The sequence below is a fragment of the Pseudacidovorax sp. 1753 genome, assembly GCF_040544975.1.
Classification (GTDB): domain Bacteria; phylum Pseudomonadota; class Gammaproteobacteria; order Burkholderiales; family Burkholderiaceae_C; genus Xenophilus.
The window spans coordinates 51017-75337 of record NZ_JBEPKY010000021.1; the positions used below are offsets into that span (position 1 = coordinate 51017).

25 protein-coding genes and 1 riboswitch are annotated in these 24321 nt (G+C 69.7%); of the genes, 16 read left to right on the plus strand and 9 right to left on the minus strand.

Going from position 1 to position 24321, the window contains the following annotated elements; all coding sequences use genetic code 11:
• The first annotated feature begins 352 nt into the window (after positions 1-352).
• The 5 genes from rpmH to mnmE all read left to right on the plus strand — a co-directional run bounded on the left by rpmH (position 353) and on the right by mnmE (position 4673).
• Positions 353-487, plus strand: coding sequence for a 50S ribosomal protein L34 (rpmH, locus tag ABIC63_RS23350; RefSeq protein WP_006299042.1), 135 nt, complete (start codon positions 353-355; stop codon positions 485-487).
• A gap of 215 nt (positions 488-702) precedes the next feature.
• On the plus strand, positions 703-1110 hold the full coding sequence (locus tag ABIC63_RS23355; protein ID WP_354321582.1) for a ribonuclease P protein component: 408 nt from the start codon (positions 703-705) through the stop codon (positions 1108-1110).
• Between the two features lie 16 nt (positions 1111-1126).
• Positions 1127-1387: a membrane protein insertion efficiency factor YidD gene (gene yidD / locus ABIC63_RS23360; protein WP_017760450.1), complete on the plus strand. Its 261-nt coding sequence runs from the start codon at positions 1127-1129 to the stop codon at positions 1385-1387.
• Positions 1384-3144: a membrane protein insertase YidC gene (yidC, locus tag ABIC63_RS23365; protein WP_294376566.1), complete on the plus strand. Its 1761-nt coding sequence runs from the start codon at positions 1384-1386 to the stop codon at positions 3142-3144. The genes yidD and yidC overlap by 4 nt, the downstream gene beginning before the upstream one ends.
• Before the next feature lie 110 nt (positions 3145-3254).
• Positions 3255-4673 carry a tRNA uridine-5-carboxymethylaminomethyl(34) synthesis GTPase MnmE gene (gene mnmE / locus ABIC63_RS23370; protein ID WP_354321550.1) on the plus strand — a complete coding sequence of 473 codons (1419 nt, stop codon included), beginning with the start codon at positions 3255-3257 and terminating at the stop codon, positions 4671-4673.
• A gap of 59 nt (positions 4674-4732) precedes the next feature.
• Here the strand turns inward: mnmE and ABIC63_RS23375 are convergent, their stop codons facing one another.
• The gene (locus ABIC63_RS23375) at positions 4733-6721 is read right to left on the minus strand and encodes a monovalent cation:proton antiporter family protein (protein WP_294376785.1); all 1989 of its coding nucleotides are present in this window, start codon (positions 6719-6721) and stop codon (positions 4733-4735) included.
• 69 nt (positions 6722-6790) lie between these two features.
• On the opposite strand from ABIC63_RS23375, the gene ABIC63_RS23380 reads away from it, so the two are divergent.
• Genes ABIC63_RS23380 through ABIC63_RS23395 form a run of 4 tightly spaced genes read left to right on the plus strand, consistent with a single transcriptional unit; the run spans position 6791 to position 9812 of the window.
• Complete coding sequence (locus ABIC63_RS23380) at positions 6791-7777, plus strand: KpsF/GutQ family sugar-phosphate isomerase (RefSeq protein WP_294376562.1); 987 nt, start codon at positions 6791-6793, stop codon at positions 7775-7777.
• Complete coding sequence (locus ABIC63_RS23385; RefSeq protein ID WP_354321551.1) at positions 7777-8355, plus strand: KdsC family phosphatase; 579 nt, start codon at positions 7777-7779, stop codon at positions 8353-8355. Before ABIC63_RS23380 ends, ABIC63_RS23385 begins: the two co-directional genes overlap by 1 nt.
• Entirely contained in the window at positions 8352-8987 is a 636-nt protein-coding gene (gene lptC, locus ABIC63_RS23390) for an LPS export ABC transporter periplasmic protein LptC (protein WP_354321552.1), read from the plus strand. The genes ABIC63_RS23385 and lptC overlap by 4 nt, the downstream gene beginning before the upstream one ends.
• Positions 8988-9008: 21 nt before the next feature.
• The gene (locus tag ABIC63_RS23395; RefSeq protein WP_294376551.1) at positions 9009-9812 is read left to right on the plus strand and encodes an SDR family oxidoreductase; all 804 of its coding nucleotides are present in this window, start codon (positions 9009-9011) and stop codon (positions 9810-9812) included.
• A gap of 146 nt (positions 9813-9958) precedes the next feature.
• On the opposite strand, the gene rbp is transcribed toward ABIC63_RS23395, so the two are convergent.
• Positions 9959-10492 carry an RNA-binding regulator gene (rbp, locus tag ABIC63_RS23400; RefSeq protein WP_354321553.1) on the minus strand — a complete coding sequence of 178 codons (534 nt, stop codon included), beginning with the start codon at positions 10490-10492 and terminating at the stop codon, positions 9959-9961.
• A gap of 388 nt (positions 10493-10880) precedes the next feature.
• A riboswitch (yybP-ykoY riboswitch) is annotated at positions 10881-11058 on the plus strand.
• A 16-nt stretch (positions 11059-11074) separates the two neighbouring features.
• On the opposite strand from rbp, the gene ABIC63_RS23405 reads away from it, so the two are divergent.
• The 3 genes from ABIC63_RS23405 (at position 11075) to metW (ending at position 13577) form a co-directional block, all read left to right on the plus strand.
• Positions 11075-11647: a TMEM165/GDT1 family protein gene (locus ABIC63_RS23405; RefSeq protein ID WP_294376543.1), complete on the plus strand. Its 573-nt coding sequence runs from the start codon at positions 11075-11077 to the stop codon at positions 11645-11647.
• Positions 11648-11802: 155 nt separating this feature from the next.
• Positions 11803-12930 carry a homoserine O-succinyltransferase MetX gene (metX, locus tag ABIC63_RS23410; RefSeq protein ID WP_234193396.1) on the plus strand — a complete coding sequence of 376 codons (1128 nt, stop codon included), beginning with the start codon at positions 11803-11805 and terminating at the stop codon, positions 12928-12930.
• Complete coding sequence (gene metW, locus ABIC63_RS23415) at positions 12927-13577, plus strand: methionine biosynthesis protein MetW (protein WP_354321554.1); 651 nt, start codon at positions 12927-12929, stop codon at positions 13575-13577. The genes metX and metW overlap by 4 nt, the downstream gene beginning before the upstream one ends.
• Here metW and ABIC63_RS23420 read toward each other — a convergent pair.
• On the minus strand, positions 13558-14505 hold the full coding sequence (locus ABIC63_RS23420) for an ion transporter (RefSeq protein WP_476349473.1): 948 nt from the start codon (positions 14503-14505) through the stop codon (positions 13558-13560). The genes metW and ABIC63_RS23420 overlap by 20 nt on opposite strands.
• Positions 14506-14672: 167 nt before the next feature.
• Between ABIC63_RS23420 and ABIC63_RS23425 the strand changes: the two genes are divergently transcribed.
• The gene (locus ABIC63_RS23425; protein ID WP_354321555.1) at positions 14673-15203 is read left to right on the plus strand and encodes a bactofilin family protein; all 531 of its coding nucleotides are present in this window, start codon (positions 14673-14675) and stop codon (positions 15201-15203) included.
• A gap of 20 nt (positions 15204-15223) precedes the next feature.
• Here ABIC63_RS23425 and ABIC63_RS23430 read toward each other — a convergent pair whose 3' ends face one another.
• Complete coding sequence (locus ABIC63_RS23430; RefSeq protein ID WP_354321556.1) at positions 15224-16033, minus strand: DUF72 domain-containing protein; 810 nt, start codon at positions 16031-16033, stop codon at positions 15224-15226.
• Positions 16034-16135: 102 nt separating this feature from the next.
• Here ABIC63_RS23430 and ABIC63_RS23435 point away from each other — a divergent pair, with 102 nt between their 5' ends.
• Positions 16136-17635 (plus strand): M20 family metallopeptidase, encoded by a 1500-nt coding sequence (locus ABIC63_RS23435; RefSeq protein ID WP_354321557.1) that lies wholly within the window; start codon positions 16136-16138, stop codon positions 17633-17635.
• Between the two features lie 81 nt (positions 17636-17716).
• Here ABIC63_RS23435 and ABIC63_RS23440 read toward each other — a convergent pair whose 3' ends face one another.
• On the minus strand, positions 17717-18154 hold the full coding sequence (locus ABIC63_RS23440; RefSeq protein WP_354321558.1) for a YidB family protein: 438 nt from the start codon (positions 18152-18154) through the stop codon (positions 17717-17719).
• Here ABIC63_RS23440 and ABIC63_RS23445 point away from each other — a divergent pair.
• Positions 18153-18278 carry a hypothetical protein gene (locus ABIC63_RS23445; protein ID WP_294376523.1) on the plus strand — a complete coding sequence of 42 codons (126 nt, stop codon included), beginning with the start codon at positions 18153-18155 and terminating at the stop codon, positions 18276-18278. The genes ABIC63_RS23440 and ABIC63_RS23445 overlap by 2 nt on opposite strands.
• Before the next feature lie 5 nt (positions 18279-18283).
• Here ABIC63_RS23445 and ABIC63_RS23450 read toward each other — a convergent pair whose 3' ends face one another.
• Positions 18284-19639, minus strand: coding sequence for a M20/M25/M40 family metallo-hydrolase (locus tag ABIC63_RS23450; RefSeq protein WP_294376521.1), 1356 nt, complete (start codon positions 19637-19639; stop codon positions 18284-18286).
• 209 nt (positions 19640-19848) lie between these two features.
• Here ABIC63_RS23450 and ABIC63_RS23455 point away from each other — a divergent pair, with 209 nt between their 5' ends.
• Entirely contained in the window at positions 19849-20736 is an 888-nt protein-coding gene (locus ABIC63_RS23455; protein ID WP_354321559.1) for a LysR family transcriptional regulator, read from the plus strand.
• Positions 20737-20743: 7 nt separating this feature from the next.
• On the opposite strand, the gene ABIC63_RS23460 is transcribed toward ABIC63_RS23455, so the two are convergent.
• From ABIC63_RS23460 to ABIC63_RS23470, 3 genes are all read right to left on the minus strand, one after another.
• Positions 20744-21469 carry a 16S rRNA (uracil(1498)-N(3))-methyltransferase gene (locus tag ABIC63_RS23460; protein WP_354321560.1) on the minus strand — a complete coding sequence of 242 codons (726 nt, stop codon included), beginning with the start codon at positions 21467-21469 and terminating at the stop codon, positions 20744-20746.
• On the minus strand, positions 21469-22629 hold the full coding sequence (gene mnmA, locus ABIC63_RS23465) for a tRNA 2-thiouridine(34) synthase MnmA (protein ID WP_354321562.1): 1161 nt from the start codon (positions 22627-22629) through the stop codon (positions 21469-21471). Before mnmA ends, ABIC63_RS23460 begins: the two co-directional genes overlap by 1 nt.
• 145 nt (positions 22630-22774) lie before the next feature.
• Positions 22775-24103, minus strand: coding sequence for a PglL family O-oligosaccharyltransferase (locus tag ABIC63_RS23470; protein WP_354321563.1), 1329 nt, complete (start codon positions 24101-24103; stop codon positions 22775-22777).
• Positions 24104-24321 lie beyond the last annotated feature (218 nt).

Genomic DNA, 24321 nt, shown 5'->3' on the forward strand with positions numbered 1-24321 from the left:
CTGACCGAAGGGCCGCTGGGGGTTCATCGGCGCGTATGTCTGTTGTGGATAGTTGCGAACGGAAAGCACGCGCGATTCTAACTTGTCAAAAACTTATCCACACCCCTTGACGGGCGGCGGCATTGCTGGCTGATAAGCGCATGCATTGCTGCGCGTTCGGATGTCTGCGATAATTTCGGGTTCCCTTTTGCACCGGGCGGCCTCGGCGCGCGTGGTGCAAGGGCAGCCGGGGCCCGGCCGCGGACCTGATTGCAGCAAATTCGAAGGCGCGTGCCTTCGCGCTGCAATCCAGGGTCCGACTCCACATCACCAGACGGGCCTGTCGATCAGCACTCTTGCAGGAACCCTCGTCATGAAACGCACCTACCAACCGTCCAAGATCCGCCGCGCCCGTACCCACGGCTTCCTGGTCCGCATGAAGACCCGTGGCGGCCGCGCCGTCATCAACGCCCGCCGCGCCAAGGGCCGCAAGCGCCTGGCCGTCTGAACGGTGACGTGGTGGGCAGGCCCGCCTCTGGCGATGCCGCGGATTCCGCCGGCACGGGCCGGGGTGGGTTTTGGCCGACTGGCGTCGCGGGTCTTTGCCGCGGCCGCCGGCTGTTGCCAACTGCTTGTCCACAGCGCGTGAGCCTCGTTCCTCGCGCTTCGGGGCAGCCCCCTTCAGAGCCCTCGCCGGCTGCGCACGCGCAGGTGCCGGCGGCTTTGCTGCGCCTGCGCAACCGAGACCAGTTCCAGGCGGGTATGGCGGGGGCGACCATTGCACGCACGCCGCATTTCGCCTTGCATCGGCGTGCGTTGCCATGGCCGGTCGAGTCCGTCTCCGATGGGGAGGCGCCTGCCGCGGCGCTGTTTCGTCCGACGGGCGTGTGGCTGGGCGCCATGGTGCCCAAGCGCTGGGCCCGTCGCGCCGTCACGCGCAACGCCATCCGCCGCCAGATCTACACCGTCGGGCTCTGTCTCGAAGGCCAGCCGCCCGCCGCGTACGTGGTGCGCCTGCGCACGGCCTTCGACCGTCGCCAGTTCGTCAGCGCCACCTCCGAAGCCCTGCGCCGCGCCGTGCGTGCGGAGCTGGAGCAGCTGTTCGCCCGCGCGCGCCGCACGGCTGCCTGAAATCCGACCGTCGCCGATGCAGCGTCTTCTGATTGCCATCGTCCGCGCCTACCGTCTGCTGCTCAGCCCGTGGCTGGGTGGCGCCTGCCGCTTTTCGCCCACCTGCTCCGTCTACGCCATCGAGGCGCTGCAGACGCACGGCGCGGCGCAGGGCAGCTACCTCACGCTGAGGCGCCTGGCCCGCTGCCATCCCTGGTGCGCGGGCGGGCACGACCCCGTGCCGCCTGCGGCCGGGGCCGGGCTGTTCACCTCTCTCGACAAGAAGTCCTCTTCATGAACGACATTCGCCGCACCATCCTCTGGGTGATCTTCGGTTTCTCGCTGGTGATGCTGTGGGACCAGTGGCAGGTCCACAACGGCCGCGCGCCGACCTTCCTGCCCTCGACCAAGCCGGCCGTCACCGCCCAGGCGCCAACGCCCGCTCCCGGCGCCTCGGCGCCGTCGGCCTCCGCCGCCGGGGTGCCCGCAGCGGGCGGCGGCAGTGCCGCAGCCGCGCCGACGGCCTCGTCCACCTCCGTGCCGGCCGAGCGCGTGCAGATCGAGACCGATGTGTTCAAGGCGGCCATCGACCCGCAGGGCGGCACGCTCGCCCACCTCGAGCTCCTGCAGTACATGCAGGAAACCTCGCACGGCGGCCTGATGCCGATGGTGCGTCGCCTGCTGAACATGCCGGCCCTCCCGGTCGTTGAAGAGCCGGTCGTGCTCATGGACGACGGCCCGGCCAACCGCTACCTCGCCCAGACCGGCCTGCTGAATCCGGCCGGCGGCGGCGCCATGTTCCCCAACCACCTGAGCCTGATGGCGACCAAGCCCGGCCCGTACCGGCTGGCCGACGGCCAGGACACGCTGGAGGTGAGCTTCGAGTCGCAGCCGGCGGGCGGCCTCAAGTACGTCAAGACCTATGTCTTCAAGCGCGGCGACTACGCCATCCATGTGCGCCACCAGGTGGTGAACGTGGGCGACCAGCCGCGCGATCCGCAGCTGTACCTGCAATTGCTGCGCCACGGCGTCGAGGCGCACGGCAGCATGCTGGGCACCAGCACCTTCACCGGCCCCGCCGCGTACACCGAAGAGAAGAAGTTCCACAAGATCGCCTTCGCCGACATCGCCAAGGGCAAGGCCGAGGTGCCGCCTGCGTCCGAAACCGGCTGGGTGGCGATGGTGCAGCACTACTTCGCGTCGGCCTGGCTGGTCGAGCCCACGCACAGCGCCGGTCTCAAGCGCGAGTTCCGCGTGCAGGGCCCCGACGCGCTCGGCCCCAACCTGTATGCCGTGGCCATGGTGGCCAACCTGCCGACGGTGGCGCCCGGCGCCACGCAGACGGTGGACACCGTGCTCTTCGCCGGCCCCGAGGAAGAGAAGAAGCTCGAAGCCCTGGCCCCCGGCCTGGACCTGGTGAAGGACTACGGCATCTTCGCCATCATCTCCAAGCCGCTGTACTGGCTGCTCGACCAGCTGCACAAGCTGCTGGGCAACTGGGGCTGGTCCATCGTGGCGCTGGTGGTGCTGCTCAAGGCCGCCTTCTTCTGGCTCAATGCCAAGGCTTACGGCAGCATGGCCAAGATGAAGGCCATCAACCCGCGCATCATGGAAATGCGCGAGCGCCTCAAGGACAAGCCGCAGGAGATGCAGCAGGAGATGATGCGGATCTACCGCGAGGAGAAGGTCAACCCGCTGGGCGGCTGCTTCCCCATCGTGATCCAGATCCCGGTGTTCATCGCGCTGTACTGGGTGCTGCTGTCGTCGGTGGAAATGCGCCATGCGCCCTGGATTCTGTGGATCCGCGACCTGTCGGCACCCGATCCGTGGTTCATCCTGCCGCTGGTCATGACCGGCACCACGCTGCTGCAGACCTGGCTCAATCCCACACCGCCGGACCCGATGCAGGCCAAGCTGATGTGGATCATGCCACTGGCCTTCAGCGTGATGTTCTTCTTCTTCCCGGCCGGTCTGGTGCTGTACTGGATCACGAACAACATCCTGTCGATCACGCAGCAGTACGTGATCAACAAGCGTCTGGGCGTCACCAAGTAAACGGGGCGCTCACGCTTTGCGTCACAGGCCGCCTCCGGGCGGCCTGTTCGTTTGCGGCGGCCGCGCCATCGCCCCTGCCGACCCTGGCCAATGCTGAAAGAATCACCGCCATGCTCGCCCGTCTGAACGACCCCATCGCTGCCATCGCCACCGCCCCCGGCCGCGGCGCCGTGGGCATCGTGCGTGTGTCGGGCGCGGGCCTCGTGTCGCTGGTGCGTGGCCTGTGCGGGCGCGACCTCAAGCCGCGCGAGGCGACATACCTGCCCTTCCTGGATGCCGATGGCAGCGCGCTGGACCATGGCCTGGCGCTGTTCTTCCCCGGACCGAATTCCTTCACCGGCGAGGACGTGCTCGAACTCCAGGCCCACGGCGGGCCGGTGCTGCTGCAACTGCTGCTGGCCCGCTGTCTTGCGGCCGGCGAAGAGGTCGATGCCGCCACCGGCCTGCCGCGCCTGCCGGGCCTGCGCGTGGCGCAGCCGGGCGAGTTCAGCCAGCGCGCCTTCCAGAACGGCAAGATCGACCTGGCCCAGGCCGAGGCCATCGCCGACCTGATCGACGCCAGCACCGAGGCGGCGGCGCGCAGCGCCGGCCGTTCGCTGGGCGGCGCCTTCTCGCGCGAGATCCATGCGCTGCGCGATGCGCTGATCCACCTGCGCATGCTGGTGGAGGCGACCCTCGACTTTCCCGAGGAGGACATCGACTTCCTGCAGCAGGCCGATGCCGCGGGCCAGCTTGCGCGCCTGCAGGCGCAGCTGGCGTCCGTGCAGCAGCGGGCCCGTCAGGGGGCTCTGCTGCGCGAGGGCATCAAGGTGGTGATCGCCGGCCAGCCCAATGCCGGCAAGAGCTCGCTGCTGAATGCGCTGGCCGGCGCCGAGCTTGCGATCGTGAGCCCGGTCGCCGGCACCACGCGCGACATCGTCTCGCAGACCATCCAGATCCAGGGCGTGCCGCTGCATGTGGTGGACACGGCCGGCCTGCGCGAATCGGGCGACGAGGTAGAGCGCATCGGCATCGCCCGCGCCTGGGGCCAGATCGAGGATGCGGATGCGGTGCTCTTCCTGCACGACTTGACGCGCGCCGCCCAGCATGACTACCAGGCCGCCGACGCCGAGATCCGCGCGGGCCTGGCCGGCCGCTTGCCGCCGCGCGTGCCGCTGCTGGAGGTCTGGAACAAGTCCGACGCGGTCGAGGCCGCCTCGATGCCGGCGCTGCCTGAAGAGGCCCTGCGCCTGTCGGCCAAGGCTGGCGAGGGGATCGAAGCCCTGCGCCAGAAGCTGCTGGCCCTGGCGGGCTGGCAGGCAGTGCCCGAGGGTGTCTACCTGGCCCGCGCCCGCCATGTGCAGGCGCTGCATCGGGTGGCCGGCCATCTCGACATGGCATCGGCCCATCTCGAGGCGCCGATGCCCGCGCTGGATCTGCTGGCCGAAGAACTGCGCCTGGCCCAGAACGCGCTCAACGAGATCACCGGAGAGTTCGGGTCGGACGATCTGCTGGGCGTGATCTTCTCGCGCTTCTGCATCGGCAAGTAACCGGGCCGCCAGCGCGCCGGCCGCCCTGGCGTTCCCGGCCGCGGGCTGCGACGAAGACTTCAGCCGCGTTGGAGCCGTTCGGTGGCCGTGGCGAGCGGCCCGGGCAGGCCCGAGAGCACCAGCGTGTCGCCGGGCTCCAGCACCGTGTCTTCCTCCGGCTCCATCGTGCGGCCGTGGCTGCGCCGCAGGCCCACCACGCGCACGCCCGCATCGGACAGGCCCAGGCGTGCCAGCGCCTGTCCGACCCAGCGGCTGCCGGTCTGCAGGGTGAAGCTGTCCAGCCGCTCCTGCTCCAGGTCTTCCAGCGAGGCATCGTCGTCCGCGCCGCGGAAGTAGCCGCGCAGCAGGTGGTAGCGGGCATCGCGCGCCTCCTGGGCCAAGCGGATCACCCGCCGCATCGGCACGCCGACCAGCGCCAGTGCATGGCTCGCCAGCATCAATGAGCCTTCCACCGTCTCCGGCACGACGGCGGTGGCGCCGGCGCGCCGCAGTTTCTCGAGCTCGTGGTCGTCCTGTGTGCGCACCACCACGGGCACCGTCGGCGCATGGGCACGCACCGCGGCCAGCACCTTGAGGGCGCCCGGCACGTCGAGGTAGGTGATGGCCACGGCGCTGGCCCGCGACAGGCCGGCCGCCATCAGCGCCTGCGGGCGCGCCGCGTCGCCAAAGACCACCGAGTCGCCCGCGGCGGCGGCCTGGCGCACGCGGTCGGGGTCCAGGTCCAGTGCCATGTAGGGAATGCCTTCACGCTCCAGCATGCGGGCCAGGTTCTGGCCGCAGCGGCCGTAGCCGCAGATGATCACGTGCTCCGCCGTGTCGATCATCTTGCGCGCCAGGCTGGTCACCTGCAGCGACTGCTGCATCCAGTCGCTGGCCACCAGCTTGCGCACGATGGCCTCGCTGTACATCACGATGAAGGGGGTGGCCAGCATCGAGACGATCATCGAGGCCAGGACCGGATCGCCCAGCCACGGCGGCATCAGCCCCCGGCCACTGGCCAGCGACAGCAGCACGAAGCCGAATTCACCGGCTTGGGCCAGGTACAGCCCGGTGCGCAGCGAGACGCCGGCCGTCGCGCCCAGCAGCCGCGCCAGCACCGTCACCAGCAGCAGCTTGAAGCCCAGCGGCACCATCAGCAGCACGACCACCAGCGACCAGCGCTCGACCACCACATGCCAGTCCAGCGACATTCCGATGGTGATGAAGAACAGGCCCAGCAGCACGTCGTGGAAGGCGCGGATGTCGCTTTCCACCTGGTGCTTGTATTCGGTCTCGGACACCAGCATGCCGGCGATGAAGGCGCCCAGCGCCAGCGACAGGCCAGCCATCTCGGTCAGCCAGGCCAGGCCCAGCGTCACCAGCAGCAGGTTGAGCATGAACAGCTCCTCGCTGCGGCGGCGCGCCACCAGCGTGAGCCACCAGCGCATCACGCGCGGACCGCCGTAGAGCAGCAGGCCGATCAGGGCGGTGGCCTTGATCAGGGCCAGGCCCAGGCCGCGCAGCAGCGCCTCGGGCGGCGCACCCAGGGCGGGGATCAGCACCAGCAGCGGCACCACGGCCAGATCCTGGAACAGCAGCACGCCCATCACGCGGCGGCCATGCTCGCTCTCCAGCTCCAGCCGCTCGGCCATCAGCTTGACCACGATGGCGGTGCTGCTCATCGCGAGGGCGCCCGACAGGGCGAGCGCCGTCTGCCAGCTCATGCGCCAAGGGTCGGGCAGCAGGCGGGCCAGGGCCAGGGCACCCGCCGTGGCCAGCAGCATGGTCAGCGCCACCTGCAGAAGGCCCAGACCGAACACATGCTGGCGCATGGCGCGCAGCTTGGGCAGGCTGAACTCGAGCCCGATCACGAACATCAGGAACACCACGCCGAACTCGCCCAGGTGGCGCACGCCGTCCGAATCCTGCGCCAGCGCGAAGGCGTGCGGGCCGATCAGCACGCCGGCCACCAGATAGCCGAGCATGGGTGGCAGCTTGAGCGAGCGGCAACCCACCACGCCCAGCACGGCGGCCAGCAGGTAGAGCAGCGTCAGCTCGAAGGTGTTCATCCGCTGGATGCTAGCAAGGGCCATGCACTGCACCGGGGCGGGGGCAAGGCGCGCCGATAAAATCGCCCGATGAGCTTTCCGGCCCCGGACCCCGACGCGTTGCTGGCCCGCGCACGCGCCACTTTCGACATCGAGGCCGCCGCCGTGCTCGGCCTCAAGGCACGCGTCGGCCAGAGCTTCGTCGAGGCGGTCCGGCGCATCCTGGCCCTGCAGGGCCGGGTGGTGGTCATGGGCATGGGCAAGAGCGGCCATGTGGGCCGCAAGATCGCTGCGACTCTGGCCTCCACCGGCACGCCTGCCATGTTCGTGCACCCCGCCGAGGCCAGCCATGGCGATCTGGGTATGGTCACGGCCGCGGACGTGGTGCTGGCCATCTCCAACAGCGGCGAAAGCAATGAACTCGACGCGATCCTGCCCGTGCTCAAGCGCCAGGGCGTGCCTCTGATCGCCATGACCGGCGGCGCGACCTCGTCGCTGGCCCGGCATGCCGACCTGGTGCTGGACAGCGGCGTCGAGAAGGAAGCCTGCCCGCTGAACCTGGCGCCGACCGCCAGCACCACCGCGCAGATGGCGCTGGGCGACGCGCTGGCCGTCGCGCTGCTCGATGCGCGCGGCTTCGGTGCCGAAGACTTCGCCCGCTCGCATCCGGGCGGCGCGCTGGGGCGAAAGCTGCTCACCCATGTGGCCGACGTTATGCGCCAGGGCAGTGCGGTGCCGCAGGTCTCGCCACAGGCCGGCATCACCGAGCTGATGCGCGCCATGAGCGTGCAGGGCTTCGGCGCCGCGGCGGTGATGAATGCCCAGGGCCGTGCCGAAGGCATCTTCACCGACGGCGACCTGCGCCGGCTGATCGAGGCGGGCGCCGACCTGCGCGGCATCCGTGCCGCCGACGTCATGCACCGCGGCCCGCGCACCATCCGCCAGGACGCCCTGGCCGTCGAGGCGGCCGAACTCATGGAGCAGCATGGCATCACCCGCCTGTTCGTCGTCGATGCCGAAGGCCGGCTGGCCGGGGCACTCAACACCACCGACCTGATGCGGGCGAAGGTCATCTGATGGCGCCGCAACCGCAGGGCGCCCGACCCGTGCTCAACTTCGACCCCGAACTGCTGCTGGCCGCGCAGGATGTCCGCGTCGCCTTTTTCGATGTCGACGGCGTGCTGACCGATGGTGGCATCTACTTCACCGACGCCGGCGAGACGCTCAAGCGCTTCAGCGTGCTCGACGGCTACGGGCTGCAGATGCTGCGCAAGGCCGACATCGAGCCCGTGGTGGTCACCGGCCGCGACTCGGCGCCGCTGCGCGCCCGGCTGCAGGCATTGGGCGTACGGCATGCGCGCTACGGGGTGATGGACAAGATCGCTGCGTCCACCGAGATCCTGGCGGCCCTGGGCCTCGACTGGGCACAGGCGGCGGCCATCGGCGACGATTGGCCCGACCTGCCCGTGCTGCGCCGGGTGGCCTTCGCGGCCGCACCTGCCAATGCGCATCCGGAGGTGGCGGCCACCGTGCGCCATGTCACCCGCCTGCGGGGCGGCGAGGGCGCGGCCCGCGAGTTCTGCGACCTGCTGCTGTGCGCATGCGGGCGCTATGCCGGCCTGCTCGACGCCGCCATCGGGGTGCCCGACGCATGAAGCGCGTCGTCTCCGTCTTCGGGCTGGCCTTCGACCGGCTGAGCCTCTACCTGCCGATCATCCTGACAGGCCTGCTGGCGCTCGGCACCTACTGGCTGGTGCGCAACGCGCCGGAACTGATCAAGCCGCACGCCGCGGCCCCGGTCTCGCACGACCCGGACTTCTTCATGCGCAACTTCATCGTGCGCAGCTTCCTGCCCGACGGCTCGCTGCACAGCGAGATCAGCGGCCGGGAAGGCCGTCATTACCCCGACACCGACACGATGGAGGTCGATGACGTGCGCGTGCGCTCGGTGTCGCCCCAGGGGCTGGTCACGCGGGCCACGGCCAACCGCGGTCTTTCCAATGGCGATGCCAGCGAGATCCAGCTCTTCGGCAATGCCGTGGTGATCCGCGACGAAGGCAAGCTTCCCGATGGCAAGCCGGCGCCCCGGCTGGAATTCCGGGGCGACTTCCTGCATGTGTTCACCAACGAGGACCGGGTGCGCTCCCATCTGCCGGTCACGCTGATCCGGGGCAGCGACACGTTCAAGGCCGATGCGATGGACTACGACCACATGAGCGGCATCGCCAATCTGCGTGGGCGCGTCCGGGGCCAGATCATGCCGCCGGCCCCGGCGGGCAGGCGCTAGCCGTATCTGCGGGAGCCGTCCATGTCCGCCCCTGCCCTTGCCCCCCTGGTCTTCATCACCGGCGCGTCCAGCGGTATCGGGCAGGCGATGGCGGCCCGCTATGCCCAGGCGGGCTGGCGGCTGGCGCTCGTGGCGCGGCGCACGGCGCAGATGCAGGAGTGGGCGGCGTCCCAGGGCCTGGGGCCGGAGCGCTGCGGCATCTACGGCGCCGATGTGGCTGCGGTGGACAGCATCGTCGCGGCGGGCGAGGCCTGCCTGGCTGCGCAGGGTCTGCCCGAGGTGGTCATTGCCAATGCGGGCATCAGCGTCGGCATGGACACGGCCGAGCGTGCGGATCTGGACGTGATGGCCGAGACCTTCGCACTCAACAATGTGGGCTTGGCCGCCACCTTCCATCCCTTCATCGCCGCGATGGTGCGCCGGGGGAGCGGGCGGCTGGTGGGCATCGGCAGCGTTGCCGCGATTCGGGGGCTGCCGGGGCACGGCGCCTACTGCGCCAGCAAGGCGGCGGTCGTGGCGTATTGCGAAAGCGTGCGCACCGAGTTGCGCGACAGCGGCGTCCGGGTGGTGACAGTCTGTCCGGGCTATGTGGACACGCCGCTCACCCGGGGCAATCGGTATGGCATGCCCTTCCTCATCTCCGCGGAGGTCTTTGCCGACCGAGCATTCCGCGCCATCGAGGCCGGGGTCAGCTACCGCGTCATTCCCTGGCAGATGGGGGTCGTCGCCAAACTGATGAGGGTGCTGCCCAACGCCATCTACGACCGGGCGGTGCAAGGCCGCGGCCGAAAGCGCCGCCGGGACGAAGCCGATACGCCTCGCTGAGCGCTGCGGCGTCGCAGCCTGTCTGCTTGACCGACTGGCGTGCGGAGGGCCGTGGCAGGACCGTCACAAGCAGGCGCGCATGAAAAAGGCTCCCGAGGGAGCCTTTCACTGAGTCGTTCCGCAAAGCGGAGCGGCAACGTGTGCGATCAGTAGTTGTTGCCGCCGCCACCGCCGCCGCCGTAGCCGCCGCGACCACCGCCGCCACCGCCACCGCCACCGCCACGGGGGCCGGTGCCGTAGGGGCTGCGGAAGCTGCCGTCGTTGCCGCCGCCACCGCCGCCGCCGCGGCCGCCATAGCCGCCGCCACCGCTGCGGCCACCGCCGCCGCCGCCGTAACCACCACCGCCGCCGCCGTAGCCGCCGCCACCGCCGCCGCCGTAACCACCGCCACCACCACCGTAGCCGCCGCCACCGCTACGGGGCGGACGCGGCTCCATGGGGCGCGCTTCGTTGACCACGACACTGCGGCCGCCCAGCGGCTGGCCGTTCATGCCCTGAATGGCAGCCTGCGCCTCGGCGTCGCTGCCCATTTCCACGAAACCAAAGCCTTTGGAACGGCCGGTTTCGCGCTCCATCATGACCTTGGCGCTGGTCACTGCGCCGAACTGGCCGAAAGCCTGTTCGAGATCACCGTCGCGCACCGAATAGGGCAGGTTGCCGACGTAGAGTTTGTTGCCCATGAATGGGACTCCTGTAAAACACAAAGAAAAGCAGCGATGGAGTCCCGGGCGCAAGACCCGCAGCATGTTGGCCTGCGGGGCTGACGAAACTGACCGATCACCCAATGGCCTGCGGCTTTCCGGGCCGAAGGTCCACCCATTATGGGTGATTTATTTGGGAGGGGGGCAGGAATTTCCCTTGAATTGCAACAACCTCCGTGAGTCTGCGAAGCTTGCGCACACTGACATCGATGGCCCGGTGAAAACACAGGTTTCCTAAGTAGTCGGAAGAGATCATCGAGTTAATCGGGCGCGGTTGCGCCTCCTTTTTCTGACGCCAACTGCGGCAGGCGTTCCTGCGCCCGCACCCATAGTTTCATGCTGCAGTGCGGCAAGAGCCGCTAGAATCTGCCCCGTCTTTGGGGAGTAGCCGCCTTCCGAGTTCGAGAAGGGCATGCGTCAACAGACTTGTACCGCGCCCCACGCGGAACATGGCGCATGCAGTGAAGACCTGGCGAGACCATTGACCACGTAGCTTCGGGAACAAGGCCGAAGGCGCTGCGTGGTCGATTGCGTCCTTCGGCCGAGGAACCCCACATCTCTATGGAAGCCTTTCTGGTAGCCACCGGCATCGTCGCGCTGGCTGAAATGGGTGACAAGACCCAACTCCTTTCCCTCGTCCTCGCGGCGCGTTTCCGCAAGCCCTGGCCCATCGTGCTGGGCATCTTTGCGGCCACGGTCGTCAACCATGCGCTGGCGGGCGCCGTCGGCGCCTGGGTGACCGGCTTTCTCGGGCCCACGGTCCTGCGCTGGATCCTGGGCCTGTCTTTCATCGCCATGGCCGTCTGGATGCTGATTCCCGACAAGCTCGACGAGGACGAGGCGCCCCGCGGTGTCTCCAAGTTCGGCGTCTTCGGCACCACGCTGGTGGCCTTCTTCCTGGCCGAGATGGGCGACAAGACGCAGATCGCCACCGTCATGCTGGCGGCCCGCTTCACGCACGACTACCTGTGGGTGGTGATCGGCACTACGCTGGGCATGATGCTGGCGAACGCACCGGTGGTATGGCTGGGCGAGCGCATCGTTCGCAAGGTGCCGATCAAGCTCGTGCACAGCATCTCGGCCGTGATCTTCCTGGTGCTGGGCGTGGCCGCGCTCATCGGCTGGGGCGCCTGAGGCATGCCCCTCGCCGGGCGGCGACGGCGCCGCCCGGCCTATACTTTCCACAGCGCCGATTTGCTCCAGCTTGCGGGCGCTTGATAAATGCAGCTAAAGACGGATGCCCGCAACCCGGCTCGTTTTTGGCGAGGCCGGGTTTTCTTTTTGCTCCCATGTCCTTCGACGTCACACCCCAGTCCATGTCCTTCGCGACGCCGCTGCCGCTGCGCAGCGGCAGCGCCATCGGCGACTACGCGTTGGCCTACGAGACCTACGGCACGCTCAATGCCGACCGCAGCAATGCCGTGCTGGTCTGCCATGCGCTCAATGCCTCGCACCACGTGGCCGGCCAGTACGCCGGCCAGCCGAAGTCGCAGGGTTGGTGGGACAACATGATCGGTCCCGGCAAGTCGGTGGACACCGACCGCTTCTTCGTCATCGGCATCAACAACCTGGGCTCCTGCTTCGGCTCGACCGGGCCGATGCACACCAATCCGGCGACGGGGCGGCCGTGGGGCGCGGACTTTCCGGTGGTGACCGTGGAGGACTGGGTGGATGCCCAGGCCCGCCTGCTCGATGCGCTGGGCATCGACACCCTCGCCGCCGTGATGGGCGGCAGCCTGGGCGGCATGCAGGCGCTGTCGTGGACGCTGCAGTACCCCGAGCGTGTGCGCCACGCCGCGGTGATCGCCAGCGCGCCCAACCTCAACGCCGAGAACATCGCCTTCAACGAGGTGGCGCGCCGTGCCATCGTGACCGACCCCGACTTCCACGGCGGCCACTTCTACGACCACGGCGTGGTGCCCAAGCGCGGGCTGACCATCGCCCGCATGATCGGCCACATCACCTATCTGAGCGACGACGTGATGAACGCCAAGTTCGGCCGCCAGCTGCGCGAGGGCATGCAGGTGCGCTACACCACGCACGACGTGGAGTTCCAGATCGAGAGCTATCTGCGCCACCAGGGCGACAAGTTCAGCGAGTACTTCGACGCCAACACCTACCTGCTGATCACCCGCGCACTCGACTACTTCGACCCGGCCGCGGCCTATGGCGGCAGCCTGCGTGCGGCCTTCGAGCGGGCCATGGCCAAGTTCCTGCTCGTGAGCTTCACCACCGACTGGCGCTTCTCGCCGGCGCGCAGCCGCGAGATCGTCAAGGCGCTGCTCGACAACCGCCGCAGCGTCAGCTATGCCGAGATCGACGCGCCGCATGGTCACGACGCATTTCTGCTGGACGACACCCGCTACCTGGGCGTCGTGCGCGCCTGGTTCGACGGCATCGCGAAGGAGCTGCAATGACCACCCGCCCGGCTGCTCCCAAGGGCCCTCGCACCGCAGGCGACGCCGAAGGCACGCCCTTGCGCACGACCCACGACATCAACGACCGCATCGTCCGCCTCGTGCCCGAGGGCGCGCGCGTGCTCGACCTGGGCTGCGGCGACGGCGCGCTGCTCGAGCGCCTGCAGCGCGAGCGCGGCTGCACCGGCTACGGCGTGGAGATTGCCGACGGCAACGTGCTGCAATGCGTGCGGCGCGGCGTCGACGTGATCCAGCTGAACCTCGACGAAGGCCTGTCGATGTTCGAGGACGCCAGCTTCGACGTGGTGCTGCAGATCGACACGCTGCAGCACCTGCGCAATGCCGAAATCATGCTGCGCGAGACGGCGCGCGTGGGTCGCATCGGCATCGTCGCCTTTCCCAACTTCGCGCACTGGCCCAACCGGCTGAGCATCCTGCAGGGCCGCATGCCGGTGACGCGGCGGCTGCCCTACCAGTGGTACGACACGCCCAACATCCGCGTGGGCACCTTCCGCGACTTCGACGCCCTGGCGCGCAAGAACCGCCTGCGCGTGCTGGATGCGTTCGGCGTGCAGCACGGCCGCGAGGTGCGCTGGTTGCCCAACCTGCGCGCCGCGACGGCCGTCTTCAAGTTCGAGCGGGACTGAGTGCGACCCCGGCGCGCGGCAGCGCGGTGCCGCACCGCCGGCAGTAGTGCGCGTCGTCCGCATGGCCGCCCGCGCCGCAGGCGGTGCAATGCGCATCGGCGGCGGCGCGGTCGCGCAGCGTCTGCAGCCGCCGCTGCGCGCCCATCTCGGCCGTGACGATGCCGGTGGGCACCGCCAGCACACCCCAGCCGGTCAGCATCATGGCCGACGCGATGAGCCGGCCCATGTCGGTGCGGGGCACCAGATCGCCGAAGCCCACCGTCGTCATCGTCGAGACCGCCCAGTACATGGCGGTGGGAATGCTGGTGAAGCCGTGCGGCGGCCCTTCCACCACGTACATGAGCGTGCCCGATACCAGCACCAGCAGCATCACGAAGCCCAGGAAGACCGTGATCTTGCGCGCGCTGGCCGCCAGCGCGAGGGCGAGCGTGCGGTATTCGTGCGCATAGCGCGACAGCTTGAAGATGCGGAACACCCGCAGCAGCCGCAGCACGCGCACGTCGATCAGCGCGCCGAGCGATGGCTCCAGGGCCACCAGGTAGGTCGGCAGCAGGGCCAGCAGGTCGATCACGCCATAGAAGCTGAGGGCATAGCGCAGCGGGCGCTGGACGCACACCAGGCGGGCCAGGTACTCCAGGGTGAAGAGCGCGGTGAACACCCATTCGAGCCCGTGCAGCAAGGCGCCATGGCGGGCCCGCATCCCGGCCATGCTCTCGAGCATGACCACGCCGACGCTCGTCAGGATGGCCGCGATCAGCAGCAGGTCGAAGCTGCGGCCGGCCCGCGTCTCCGATTCGAAGATGACCGTGAAGAGCGTGCGGCGCCAGCCGGAAGCGGGTTTGCCGAAGCGGGCGTCGGCCGCCCGGTCATCGAACATGCCTGGGATGTCGTCGTCGGCGTGATGGGCGGGGTCGATGTGCGGGGCCATGAAGAGCGAGGTACAGCGGCGTGAGCCGGACGCGGCGAATTCTGACGGCAAGGCGGCGAGGCCGGCGACATCGGCCTTGCCGCGGGTTGTTACCGATCTTTCGCAAAGAAGTGTCAACATTCAGAATCACTTGCCTACCATTGGCGCTTTCGCAAGGAGATCACCCTTTGGCTTCGCAATCCCCCTTCTTCGGCAAACGTGACCGTGACCCCAACGACAGCCTGACTTCGCGTCCCGCCCCGCTGATGGGCGCCGGCACGCTGTCGGGCCATCCTGTGGGTGGGCCGGCGCTGGCCTCGGCACCTGCCGCAACGCCAGCCGCCGCACAGGCTCCGGTGCAGGAAACGGGCAGCAAGCTGACCGTCGGTCCCAACATCAAGCTCAAGGGCGTCGAGATCACCGACTGCGACACGCTGGTGGTCGAGGGCACGGTCGAAGCGACCATGGATTCGCGCGTCATCCAGATCGCCGAGCAGGGCGCCTTCAAGGGCTCGGCCGAGATCGACATCGCCGAGATCCGAGGCGTGTTCGACGGCAACCTGACCGTGCGCCAGAAGCTGGTGATCCATGCCACCGGCAAGGTGTCGGGCAAGATCCGCTACGGCAAGATCGTGATCGAGGAGGGCGGCCAGCTCTCCGGCGAGATCAGCGTGGGCACGAGCACCTCCAGCGACGCCAAGCCCGCCCTGGCGGCCTGAGCATCGAGCATCGCCGGCGCTCAGCGGCGCGCCGTTGCCGGCGCGTCGGCCAGCCGCTTCAGAAGAGCCTCCGCCGCGGCGGGGGCTTTTTCTTTGTGGCCGTTGATGAAGAAGACATAGGTGGGCCGCTCGGCCACCCATCCCCGCGCCTGGGTCGCCAGTGCATCGAGCGCACTGGGCGCGTAGCCGTTGGCGAAGCGCGGCTGCGCATCCATCAGCCGCGCATAGACGATGGGGCCCTGCGGCGCGTCGAAGGACGGGAATTTCGGGCTGTCGGTGAAGACAGTCGCCGCACCATGGCGCTTGGCCAGGGCCTGGTAGTTCGGGTCGATGAAGCTGGGATGGCGCACCTCCATCACATGCTGCAGCGGCAGGCCATGGACCTGGGGCGGCAGCAGTTCCAGGAAGGCGCCGAAGTCCACGGCGTCGAAGGCATGCGTGGGCATGAACTGCCAGACGATGGGCCCCAGCCGGTCGCCCAGTTCGGCCAGGCCGCTGCCGATGAAGCGCTGCACCGCATCGCCGGCCTTGGCCAGTTCGCGGCGGTGCGTGGTCACACGGTGCGCCTTGAGCGAGAAGACGAAGCCCTCGGGCGTGGCTTCGCGCCACTTGCGGAAGGTGTCGGGCTTGAAGGTGCTGTAGAAGGTGCCGTTGACCTCGATGGCCGTGAGCCGCCGGCTGGCGTGGACCAGCTCCTGCGCATGCGGCAGGCCGGGCGGGTAGAAGCTGCCGCGCCAGGGCTCGAAGGTCCAGCCGCCGATGCCCACCCGCACGGGCGTCTGCGGCGGGGCGGGCAGGTCGGCGGCGGTGGGCGCAGCTTTCTTGGGCATGGGCGTGCTGGGGTGATGCGGCTGGCGCACTCTACGCCGGGGGGCATCCCGGCGCAAAATGGAACGATTGCCCCGGCCACGCGCCCCCACGGAGAAACGCCGATGAACGCCCCTCTGCACAAAGAAATTCCCGCCGGCCTGCTCGACACCGAGCGCGCTCTGGCCGACGTCACCGCCCGCTGGGATGGCGACATCGTCCGCCAGCTCAGCGACTACATCGCCATTCCGGCCAAGTCGCCGGGCTTCGATCCGGACTGGTCGGCCAACGGCTACCTGGAGACGGTGCTGCGCAATGCCGCCACCTGGGTCGAGGCGCAGAAGGTCGAGGGCCTCAGGCTGGAGATCGTGCGCCTGGAAGGCCGCACCCCGGTGCTGTTCTTCGAGCTGCCCGCCAGCGGCACGTCGATGAACGAGACCGTGCTGATGTACGGCCACCTGGACAAGCAGCCCGAGTTCACCGGCTGGCGCCGCGACCTCGGCCCCTGGACGCCCAAGTACGAGGACGGCCTGCTCTACGGCCGTGGCGGCGCGGACGACGGCTACGCCATCTACGCCAGCGTGGCGGCCATCCAGGCGCTGAAGGCGCAGGGCGTGGCCCATCCGCGCATCGTCGGCCTGATCGAGACCTGCGAGGAATCGGGCTCCTACGACCTGCTGCCCTACGTGGACACGCTGCGCAGCCGCCTGGGCGAGGTGGCGCTGGTGGTCTGCCTGGACTCGGGCGCCGGCAACTACGACCAGCTCTGGCTCACCACCTCGCTGCGCGGCCTGGCCGGCGGCACGCTCAAGGTCGAGATCCTCACCGAGGGCATCCATTCGGGCGACGCCTCGGGGCTGGTGCCGTCGAGCTTCCGCATCATGCGGCAGGTGCTGGACCGGCTGGAGGACAGCAAGACCGGCCGCCTGCTGCCCGCCAGCTTCCACTGCGAGGTGCCCGCCGAACGTCTGGCCCAGGCCAAGGCCACGGCGGCCATCCTGGGCGACGAGGTCTACAAGCGCTTCCCCTGGGCGCACTACGACTGCGGCGGCGCCACCGCCTTCGCGCTGCCGACCACCACCGATCCGGTGGAGGCGCTGCTCAATCGCACCTGGCGGCCGACGCTGTCGGTGACGGGCGCCGAGGGCTTCCCTGCGCTGAAGGATGCCGGCAACGTGCTGCGGCCCTACACGGCCTTCAAGCTCTCGCTGCGCCTGCCGCCGCTGGTGGAGGCGGCGCAGGTGGTGCAGGAGCTGAAGGCGCTGCTGGAGGACAACGCGCCCTACCAGGCCAAGGTGACCTTCGAGTCCGGTGGCGGCGCCACCGGCTGGAACGCGCCGGCCATGGTGCCGTGGTTCCAGCAGGCGCTGGACGCTGCCAGCCAGGCCCATTTCGGCGCGCCCTGCGGCTACATCGGCCAGGGCGGGACGATTCCGCTGATGAACATGCTGAGCGCCGGCTTTCCGAAGGCGCAGATGATGGTGTGCGGCGTGCTGGGCCCGAAGAGCAATGCCCACGGGCCCAACGAGTTCCTGCACGTGCCCTATGCCACGCGGCTGACGGCCGCCGTCGCGCAGGTGATGGCCGCGATGCCGGCCAAGCACGCGGCCGAACAGGCGGCCTGAAGCGAGGTTGTCGCCGGTGTGGCCGGGCGTTCAGCCCGGGCGCTGGCGTGCGCCGGCCGACTGATCGGGCCGGACCGCCGTTTACCGTCGGCCGAGCAGCGGGCCCAGCGCTCCGAGCAGATCGCCCAGCCCGCCCGCGCCGGCCGACAGCGACGGCTCCTGGTCCGGCAGACGGCCTTGCGGCGTCAAACGATCGATCAGCACGGGCAGCAGCGTCGCCAGCAGCGGCAGCAGCGTCTGCACATTCAGGCCCAGCTTCTGCGCCACGGCGCCGATCACGTCCTGGCCCAGCGCGCCCTGCACCTGGTCGGGCGACACGGGCTGGTTCTGGCCGGTGCCGATCCACGAACCTACGGCGTCCCCCAGGCCGGCCTGCTGCAGCTTCTGCACCAAGCCACCCACACCGCCGCTTTCCTGCAGCAGGCTGCCGAAGATGGCGACCGGATCGCTGCCCGGCGAATGCGGTGCCGGTGCGCCGCTGTTGAGCACCTGGCCGAGGACGGAATCGAGCAAGCCCATGGCTTCTTCCCTGCGAAATGAAAACGAGGCCGCCATTGTTCAGGGCAGCCTCGTGTTCTTCGCGGAACGGCGCCGCTTTTTCAGCGAAGCCGTGCGTAATTCACCTTTTGGACACTGGATTTGACGCAATCACGGCGCGCGCGGTGGCCGCTTTTCCAGCAGCGGCGGCGTCACGCCCTGGACGCCCACCAGGCCCAGCACCGTGGCCAGGGAGTTCTGCGCGCCCTTCCAGCCGTCGGTCAGGTCGATCCATTCGCTCAGCGCGTGGAAGCCGCCCGTCTTGCCGCCGCCGCCCACGATGATGGCCGGAATGCCCAGCGCCATCGGCACGTTGGCGTCGGTGCTGGCGCCCGTCAGCAGCGTCTTGTGGCCGAAGGAGGCGTTGGCACGCGTGGCCGCTTCCACGATCACCGAGTCCGACGGCGTGCGGCCGCCCGGCCGGTCGCCGATCAGCTTGGTCTGCACGGTGAGGGTCTCGACGTTCCAGCGCTTGTTTTCCTCGGCCACGGCTTCGTCGATGGCAGCGAGGATCTTCTTCTCGGTGGACAGCAGCGAATCCATCTGGTCCGAGCGGATGTCCACGGCCATGCGCGCATCCGGCGCGATGGTGTTGACCGAGGTGCCGCCACCGACGGTGCCCACGGTGAAGGTGGTTTTGGGGAAGGTGGGCGTGCGCACCTCGGCGATCTTGGCGATGGCGCGGCCCATGCCGTGGATGGCGCTGGGCACCTGGCCGAAGGCGGCGTAGCTGTGACCGCCCGGGCCCTTGAAGTTGACCTCGTAGCGGTGGCTGGCGGTGCCCAGGATCAGCACGGTGCCGTCCGGCGCCGGCTCCAGGCCGACCATGCCGTCGATGTCGCGGTGCTCGGCAAAGATGTGCTTCATGCCGCGGAGGTTGCCGAGTTCTTCCTCGCCCACGTTGCCCACGAAGAGCAGGTCGCCAACGGTCTGGATCTTCTGGTCGTTCAGAACCTTGAGCCAGGACAGCAACACCGCCAGGCCGCGCGTGTCGTCGGAGATGCCCGGCGCATACAGGCGGCCGTCGCGCTCCTTGACCTTGACGTCGGTGCCCGCCGGGAAGACCGTGTCCAGGTGGGCCGAGATCAACAGCTTGGGCCCCTGGCCGCTGCCCTTGCGCAGGCCGACCACGTTGCCTTCGCTGTCGATGCGGGCGTCGGCCAGGCCCAGGGCCTTCATGCGCGCGAGGAAGGCCTCGGCGCGCGGGCGTTCCTTGAAGGGCGGCGCCTCGATCTCGGTGAGCATCTTCAGGTCGTCGATGGAGCGCGCATGGTCGGCCTTGACCGCCTCCATCAGCGCCTGGATCTGCGGGGCTGACAGCAGCTGCGTGTAGGCCTGGTCCACCGCCGGCCGCACCTGGGCGGGCGTGGGGGCGATGGCGGCGAAGGACTGGGCCCAGGCCGCCGAGGCGCCGGCAAAGGCAAGGGACAGGGCGAGCAGCGAGGCGAGCGGCCGCAGGCGTGGCATGGGGGGCCGGTTCGAAGAGGGGCGAGTCATGGGCGTCGGTTGGAGGGCAATCGGGGCGGGGGGATGCGGCACCTGTCATCAGGCTGACCGGGTGCCGCGGGTCGGCGGAAATTCTGGCGGCTGCATCCAGGCCCCGCTCTGATTTAATCCGCCGCACCGTCAGTTTTTCTTACATGCCCCGGCACCTTCCCAGTACCCGCGCCCTGCTCGTGTTCGACGCCGTCGCCCGCTGTCACGGCGTGGGCAAGGCCGCCGAGGAGTTGTGCCTGACGCACAGTGCCGTCAGCCAGCAACTGCGCCTGCTGGAGCTGCAACTGGGCGTACGCCTCGTGCAGCGCAGTGCCCGGGGCACCACGCTCACCGAGGCGGGCCGGCGCTATCACGCGCAGGTGGCCGGCGACCTGCTGCGGCTGGAGAACCACACCCTCGAGGCCATGGCCCAGCGCCCCGACGGCGAGCGGCTGCTGGTGGGCGCCGTGCCCATGCTGGCCGAGCGCTGGCTGCTGCCGCGGCTGCCGGGCTTCCTGGCCGAGCAGCCGGCCTGCAGCGTGCATCTGCAGGTCTTTCCCACGCAGGTCTACATGGACGAGCCCCATTTCGACGTCGCCTTGCAGTACGACGACGCCAGTTGGCCCGGTGCGGCCGTGTGGCCGCTGCGCGCCGAGCGGGTGGTCGTGGTGTGCGCACCGCGGTCGCGCTGGCGTGCCGCGGTGGCGCAGGGCGACTTCCGCGACGTGCCGCTGCTGCAGCTCAGCTCGCGCCTGGGCGCCTGGCAGGCCTGGTTCGCGCAGGCTGGCATCGCCCGGCCTCCGGCGAACGCGATGGTGGGCCACCGCTTCGATCTGTTCTCGATGGTGCTGGAGGCGGTGCGCGCCGACCTGGGCATCGGCCTGCTGCCGCGCTACGGCGTGGCGCGCGAGCTGGCCAGTGCCGAACTGTGCCTGGCCCATCCCTTCGAGGGAGACGGGCCGCGCGGCTACAGCCTGTTCGTGGCACCGCACCGGGCGGGAGACGCGACCGTGCAGGCCTTCGGCGCCTGGCTGGATGCGCAGGTGGCCGAGGAGTCGCAGGGCATCCCGCCGCCGGGCGGCCGGTGAAGCCGGCTCAGCCGGCCACGGCCAGCAGGTGCACCAGCGCCGCCAGCGGCGCCGTCTCGGCACGCAGGATGCGCGGGCCCAGTGTGGTCAGCACGAAGCCACTGGCGCGGGCCCGGGCCTCTTCCTGCGGATTGAGTCCGCCCTCGGGGCCACTGAGGAACAGTGCGCTGCCCCCCGCTGGCGCCCCGCGGCCCAGCGGCTGCGCCTCGTCGCCGAAGCCGAGCACATGGCGGGCGGCGGGCGCGTCCGCGACCAGGCCGTCCAGCCAGGTGCCCAGGTCGCGCACCGGATGCACCGCAGGCACCTGGTTGCGGCCGCACTGCTCGCAGGCGGCCACGGCCACGGCCTGCCAGTGGTCCTGCTTCTTCTGTGCCCGCTCACCGGCCAGGCGCAGCACGCCGTGGGCCGTCTGCAGCGGCTGGATGCTGGCCACGCCGAGTTCGGTGGCCTTTTCGACCAGCCAGTCCATGCGGTCGTTGGCGGGCATGCCCACAGCCAGGTGCACGGCCAGCGCGGCCTCGCGCTCGACCGTGTGGTGGGCGCCCACACGCACGTCGACATCGTTGCGGCCCATGCGCTCGACCGTGGCCTCGAACTCGCCGCCGCGGCCGTCGAACAGCGTGATGCCGTCGCCGGGCTGCAGCCGCAGCACCTGCACGTGGCGGGCGGCGCCGGGCGGCAGGCCCAGCGACTGGCCGCTGGCCAGGGGCGTGGCGCAATGGATGCGCGGCATCAGCGTGCGCCCTCTGCCGCGTCGATCACGCCGCCGCCCAGGCAGACCTCGCCGTCGTACAGCACGGCCGACTGGCCGGGCGTGACCGCCCATTGCGGCTGCGGAAACACCAGCTGGAAGCGGGCTTCGGGCAGGGCCTGCAGCAGCGCGGGCGAATCGGTCTGGCGGTAGCGCGTCTTGCTGCCGTAGGTGCCTGCGGCGGGCGGCGCGCCGGCCACCCAGCTCGCGTCGGCCGCCAGCAGCGCGCGCGACTGCAGCCAGGGATGGTCATGGCCCTGCACCACCCACAGCGTGTTGGCCTCGACGTCCTTGCGGGCGACGAACCACGGTGCGTGCTCGCCGCCGCCGCGCTGTGCGCCTTTTTCCTTGATGCCGCCGATGCCCAGGCCCTGGCGCTGGCCCAGCGTGTAGAAGGACAGCCCGTGGTGCTCGCCCAGCTTGCGGCCGCGCTCGTCCTTGATCGGGCCCGGTGCCTTGCTGATGTAGCGGTTGAGGAACTCCCGGAAAGGCCGCTCGCCGATGAAGCAGATGCCGGTCGAATCCTTCTTGGTGGCCACGGGCAGGCCGATGTCGGTGGCGATCTGGCGCACCTGGGTCTTGTGCAGTTCGCCCACCGGGAACAGCGCCTTCGACAGCTGCGCCTGGTTGAGTCGGTGCAGGAAGTAGCTCTGGTCCTTGGCGGGGTCCAGGCCCTTGAGCAACTCGTAGCGCGCGGAGGCCGGCACCGGCTCTCCGGCGGCGAAGGCCAGCCCGGTGGCGGCGTAGACAGCGCGCACGCGGGCATAGTGGCCGGTGGCGATCTTCTCGGCGCCCAGGCGCATGGCGTGGTCGAGGAAGGCCTTGAACTTGATCTCGGCGTTGCACAGCACGTCGGGGTTGGGCGTGCGGCCGGCCTGGTATTCGCGCAGGAATTCGGCGAAGACGCGGTCCTTGTAGTCGGCGGCGAAGTTGACGTGCTCGATCTCGATGCCCAGCACGTCGGCCACGCTGGCCGCGTCCACGAAATCGACGTTGGACGAGCAGTATTCGCTGTCGTCGTCGTCTTCCCAGTTCTTCATGAAGATGCCGATGACCTCGTGGCCCTGCTGCTTGAGCAGGTGCGCCGTCACGGCCGAGTCCACGCCGCCGGAGAGCCCGACGACGATCCGATGTTTGGTCATCCGGCGATTGTCCCTTGGCCACGGTGGGCGTTGCCTGGGCGGGGGCACGGGCGGATCGGTGGCCTCGGGGCGTGGACGCGCCCAGGCTGATCGACGTTCTGGCTTGGGTAGGGTCTGTCGGCTCGGCGTGCCGCGCCGCGCCCGGTTAGGCGGGCGGCTTTCCGGCCAGCCAGCGCGCGTAGGCCTCGGGATAGACCACGCGCAGGCGCTCCAGGTGGAACTGCGCCTCCTGCTCCAGCCCCAGCAGGCGCGCGCTGTCGATCAGCTTGACCACCACGCGCGGCTCCGGCGAGAAGGCCAGCGTGGCCTGGGCGAGTGCATGCACGCGCGCAGCCGTCTGGGGCGTCAGGGGCGTCAGCGCCAGTTCCGCAAAGCGCGCCTGGCGGGCGAAGAGCCAGTCCCGGCCGTCCGGATCCAGCTGCGCGAGCGGATTGTCACGCCAGCCGGCGAGCCGCTCTGCCGCCGGAAGGAAGGGCTGGCTGACGCGCACGTAGCTCCAGCCCGCGTAGGCGACGACGGCGAGCAGGGCCGCCGCCGTCAGGCGGGCGGCCCACCGCGCGCGGGCGGCCTGGCGCTGCAGGATCGTGGTCGACGCGGCCTCGGCATCCCACATGGCACTGGTCTGCCTGCGGCCGGGCCAGAGCATGCCCAGGCACAGCCCGAACACGAGCTGGAAGGGCCCGTACCACAGCGGATATTCGACCAGACTGTGCAGCACGATCATGGCCAGCACGCCCCAGGCCATCAGCCGGGCGGGATCGCGCTCCTGCCAGGGCCGGGCCGCCGCCACCATCCACAGGAAGCCGCCGCAGATCAGCACCGCGGCCGGAATGCCGAGCTCCACCGCCAGATGCAGCGGCAGGTTGTGGGCGTTGTCCAGGATCTCGACGAAGCGCGGGCCCGGGTATTCGGCCAGGTAGTGCACGAGGCTGAGCTGGCCCCAGCCCCAGCCCGTCCAGGGCCGCTGGGCGATCAGCCACAGCACGTTGCTCCACAGCAGCCAGCGGCTGTGGCCGGGCGGCGCGCCTTCGCGCAGCCGGGTGAGCATGCCCTGAACGTCGGCCCCGGCGCTCCCGCCGCCTGCCAAGAACGACGCGACCATGACGGCCGACCAGGGCAGCGCCCAGGACAGCAGGGCGTAGAGCGCCAGCGCGCCCAGGAACCAGCCCGGACGCGGCAGCAGCGGCTGCCGGGCGGCTCCTTGCGTCACGGCGCCGGGTTCGACCGGCGCGCGTTCGCGCCAAGCCATCCACCCGCCCGCGGCGGCGATGACTCCCAACTGCAGCAATCCGGTGCGGGACGTGGAGGCGGCCAGGCCCGCGACGAGCAAGGCACCGGCAGCCATCAGGACGCGACGTCCGCGGGGGCCTGCCTGGCCATGCGTCCAGAGCAGGGCCACGAGCCCCATGCTCAGCAGTGTGGCGAACTGGTTGCGCTGGCGCAGGTTGCCGTAGGCCATGCCGATGGGTTCCATGGGGACGGCGACCCAGGGGCGCAGGGGGGTGGCGAGGCCGTGGTACTGGAGGAGGCCTGTGGCGGCGCTTAATGCCCCTACTCCGACAAGTGCGCCCAGTGCATGGGAGCGCCATACGTCCCGGGAGGATGCAGGCGCGAGACGCGAGGCCCCAAGCATCAGTGAAATCGCGCCGATCAAAAGTGCATATTTCGTGCTAACAGCAAGAGCTACGAAAC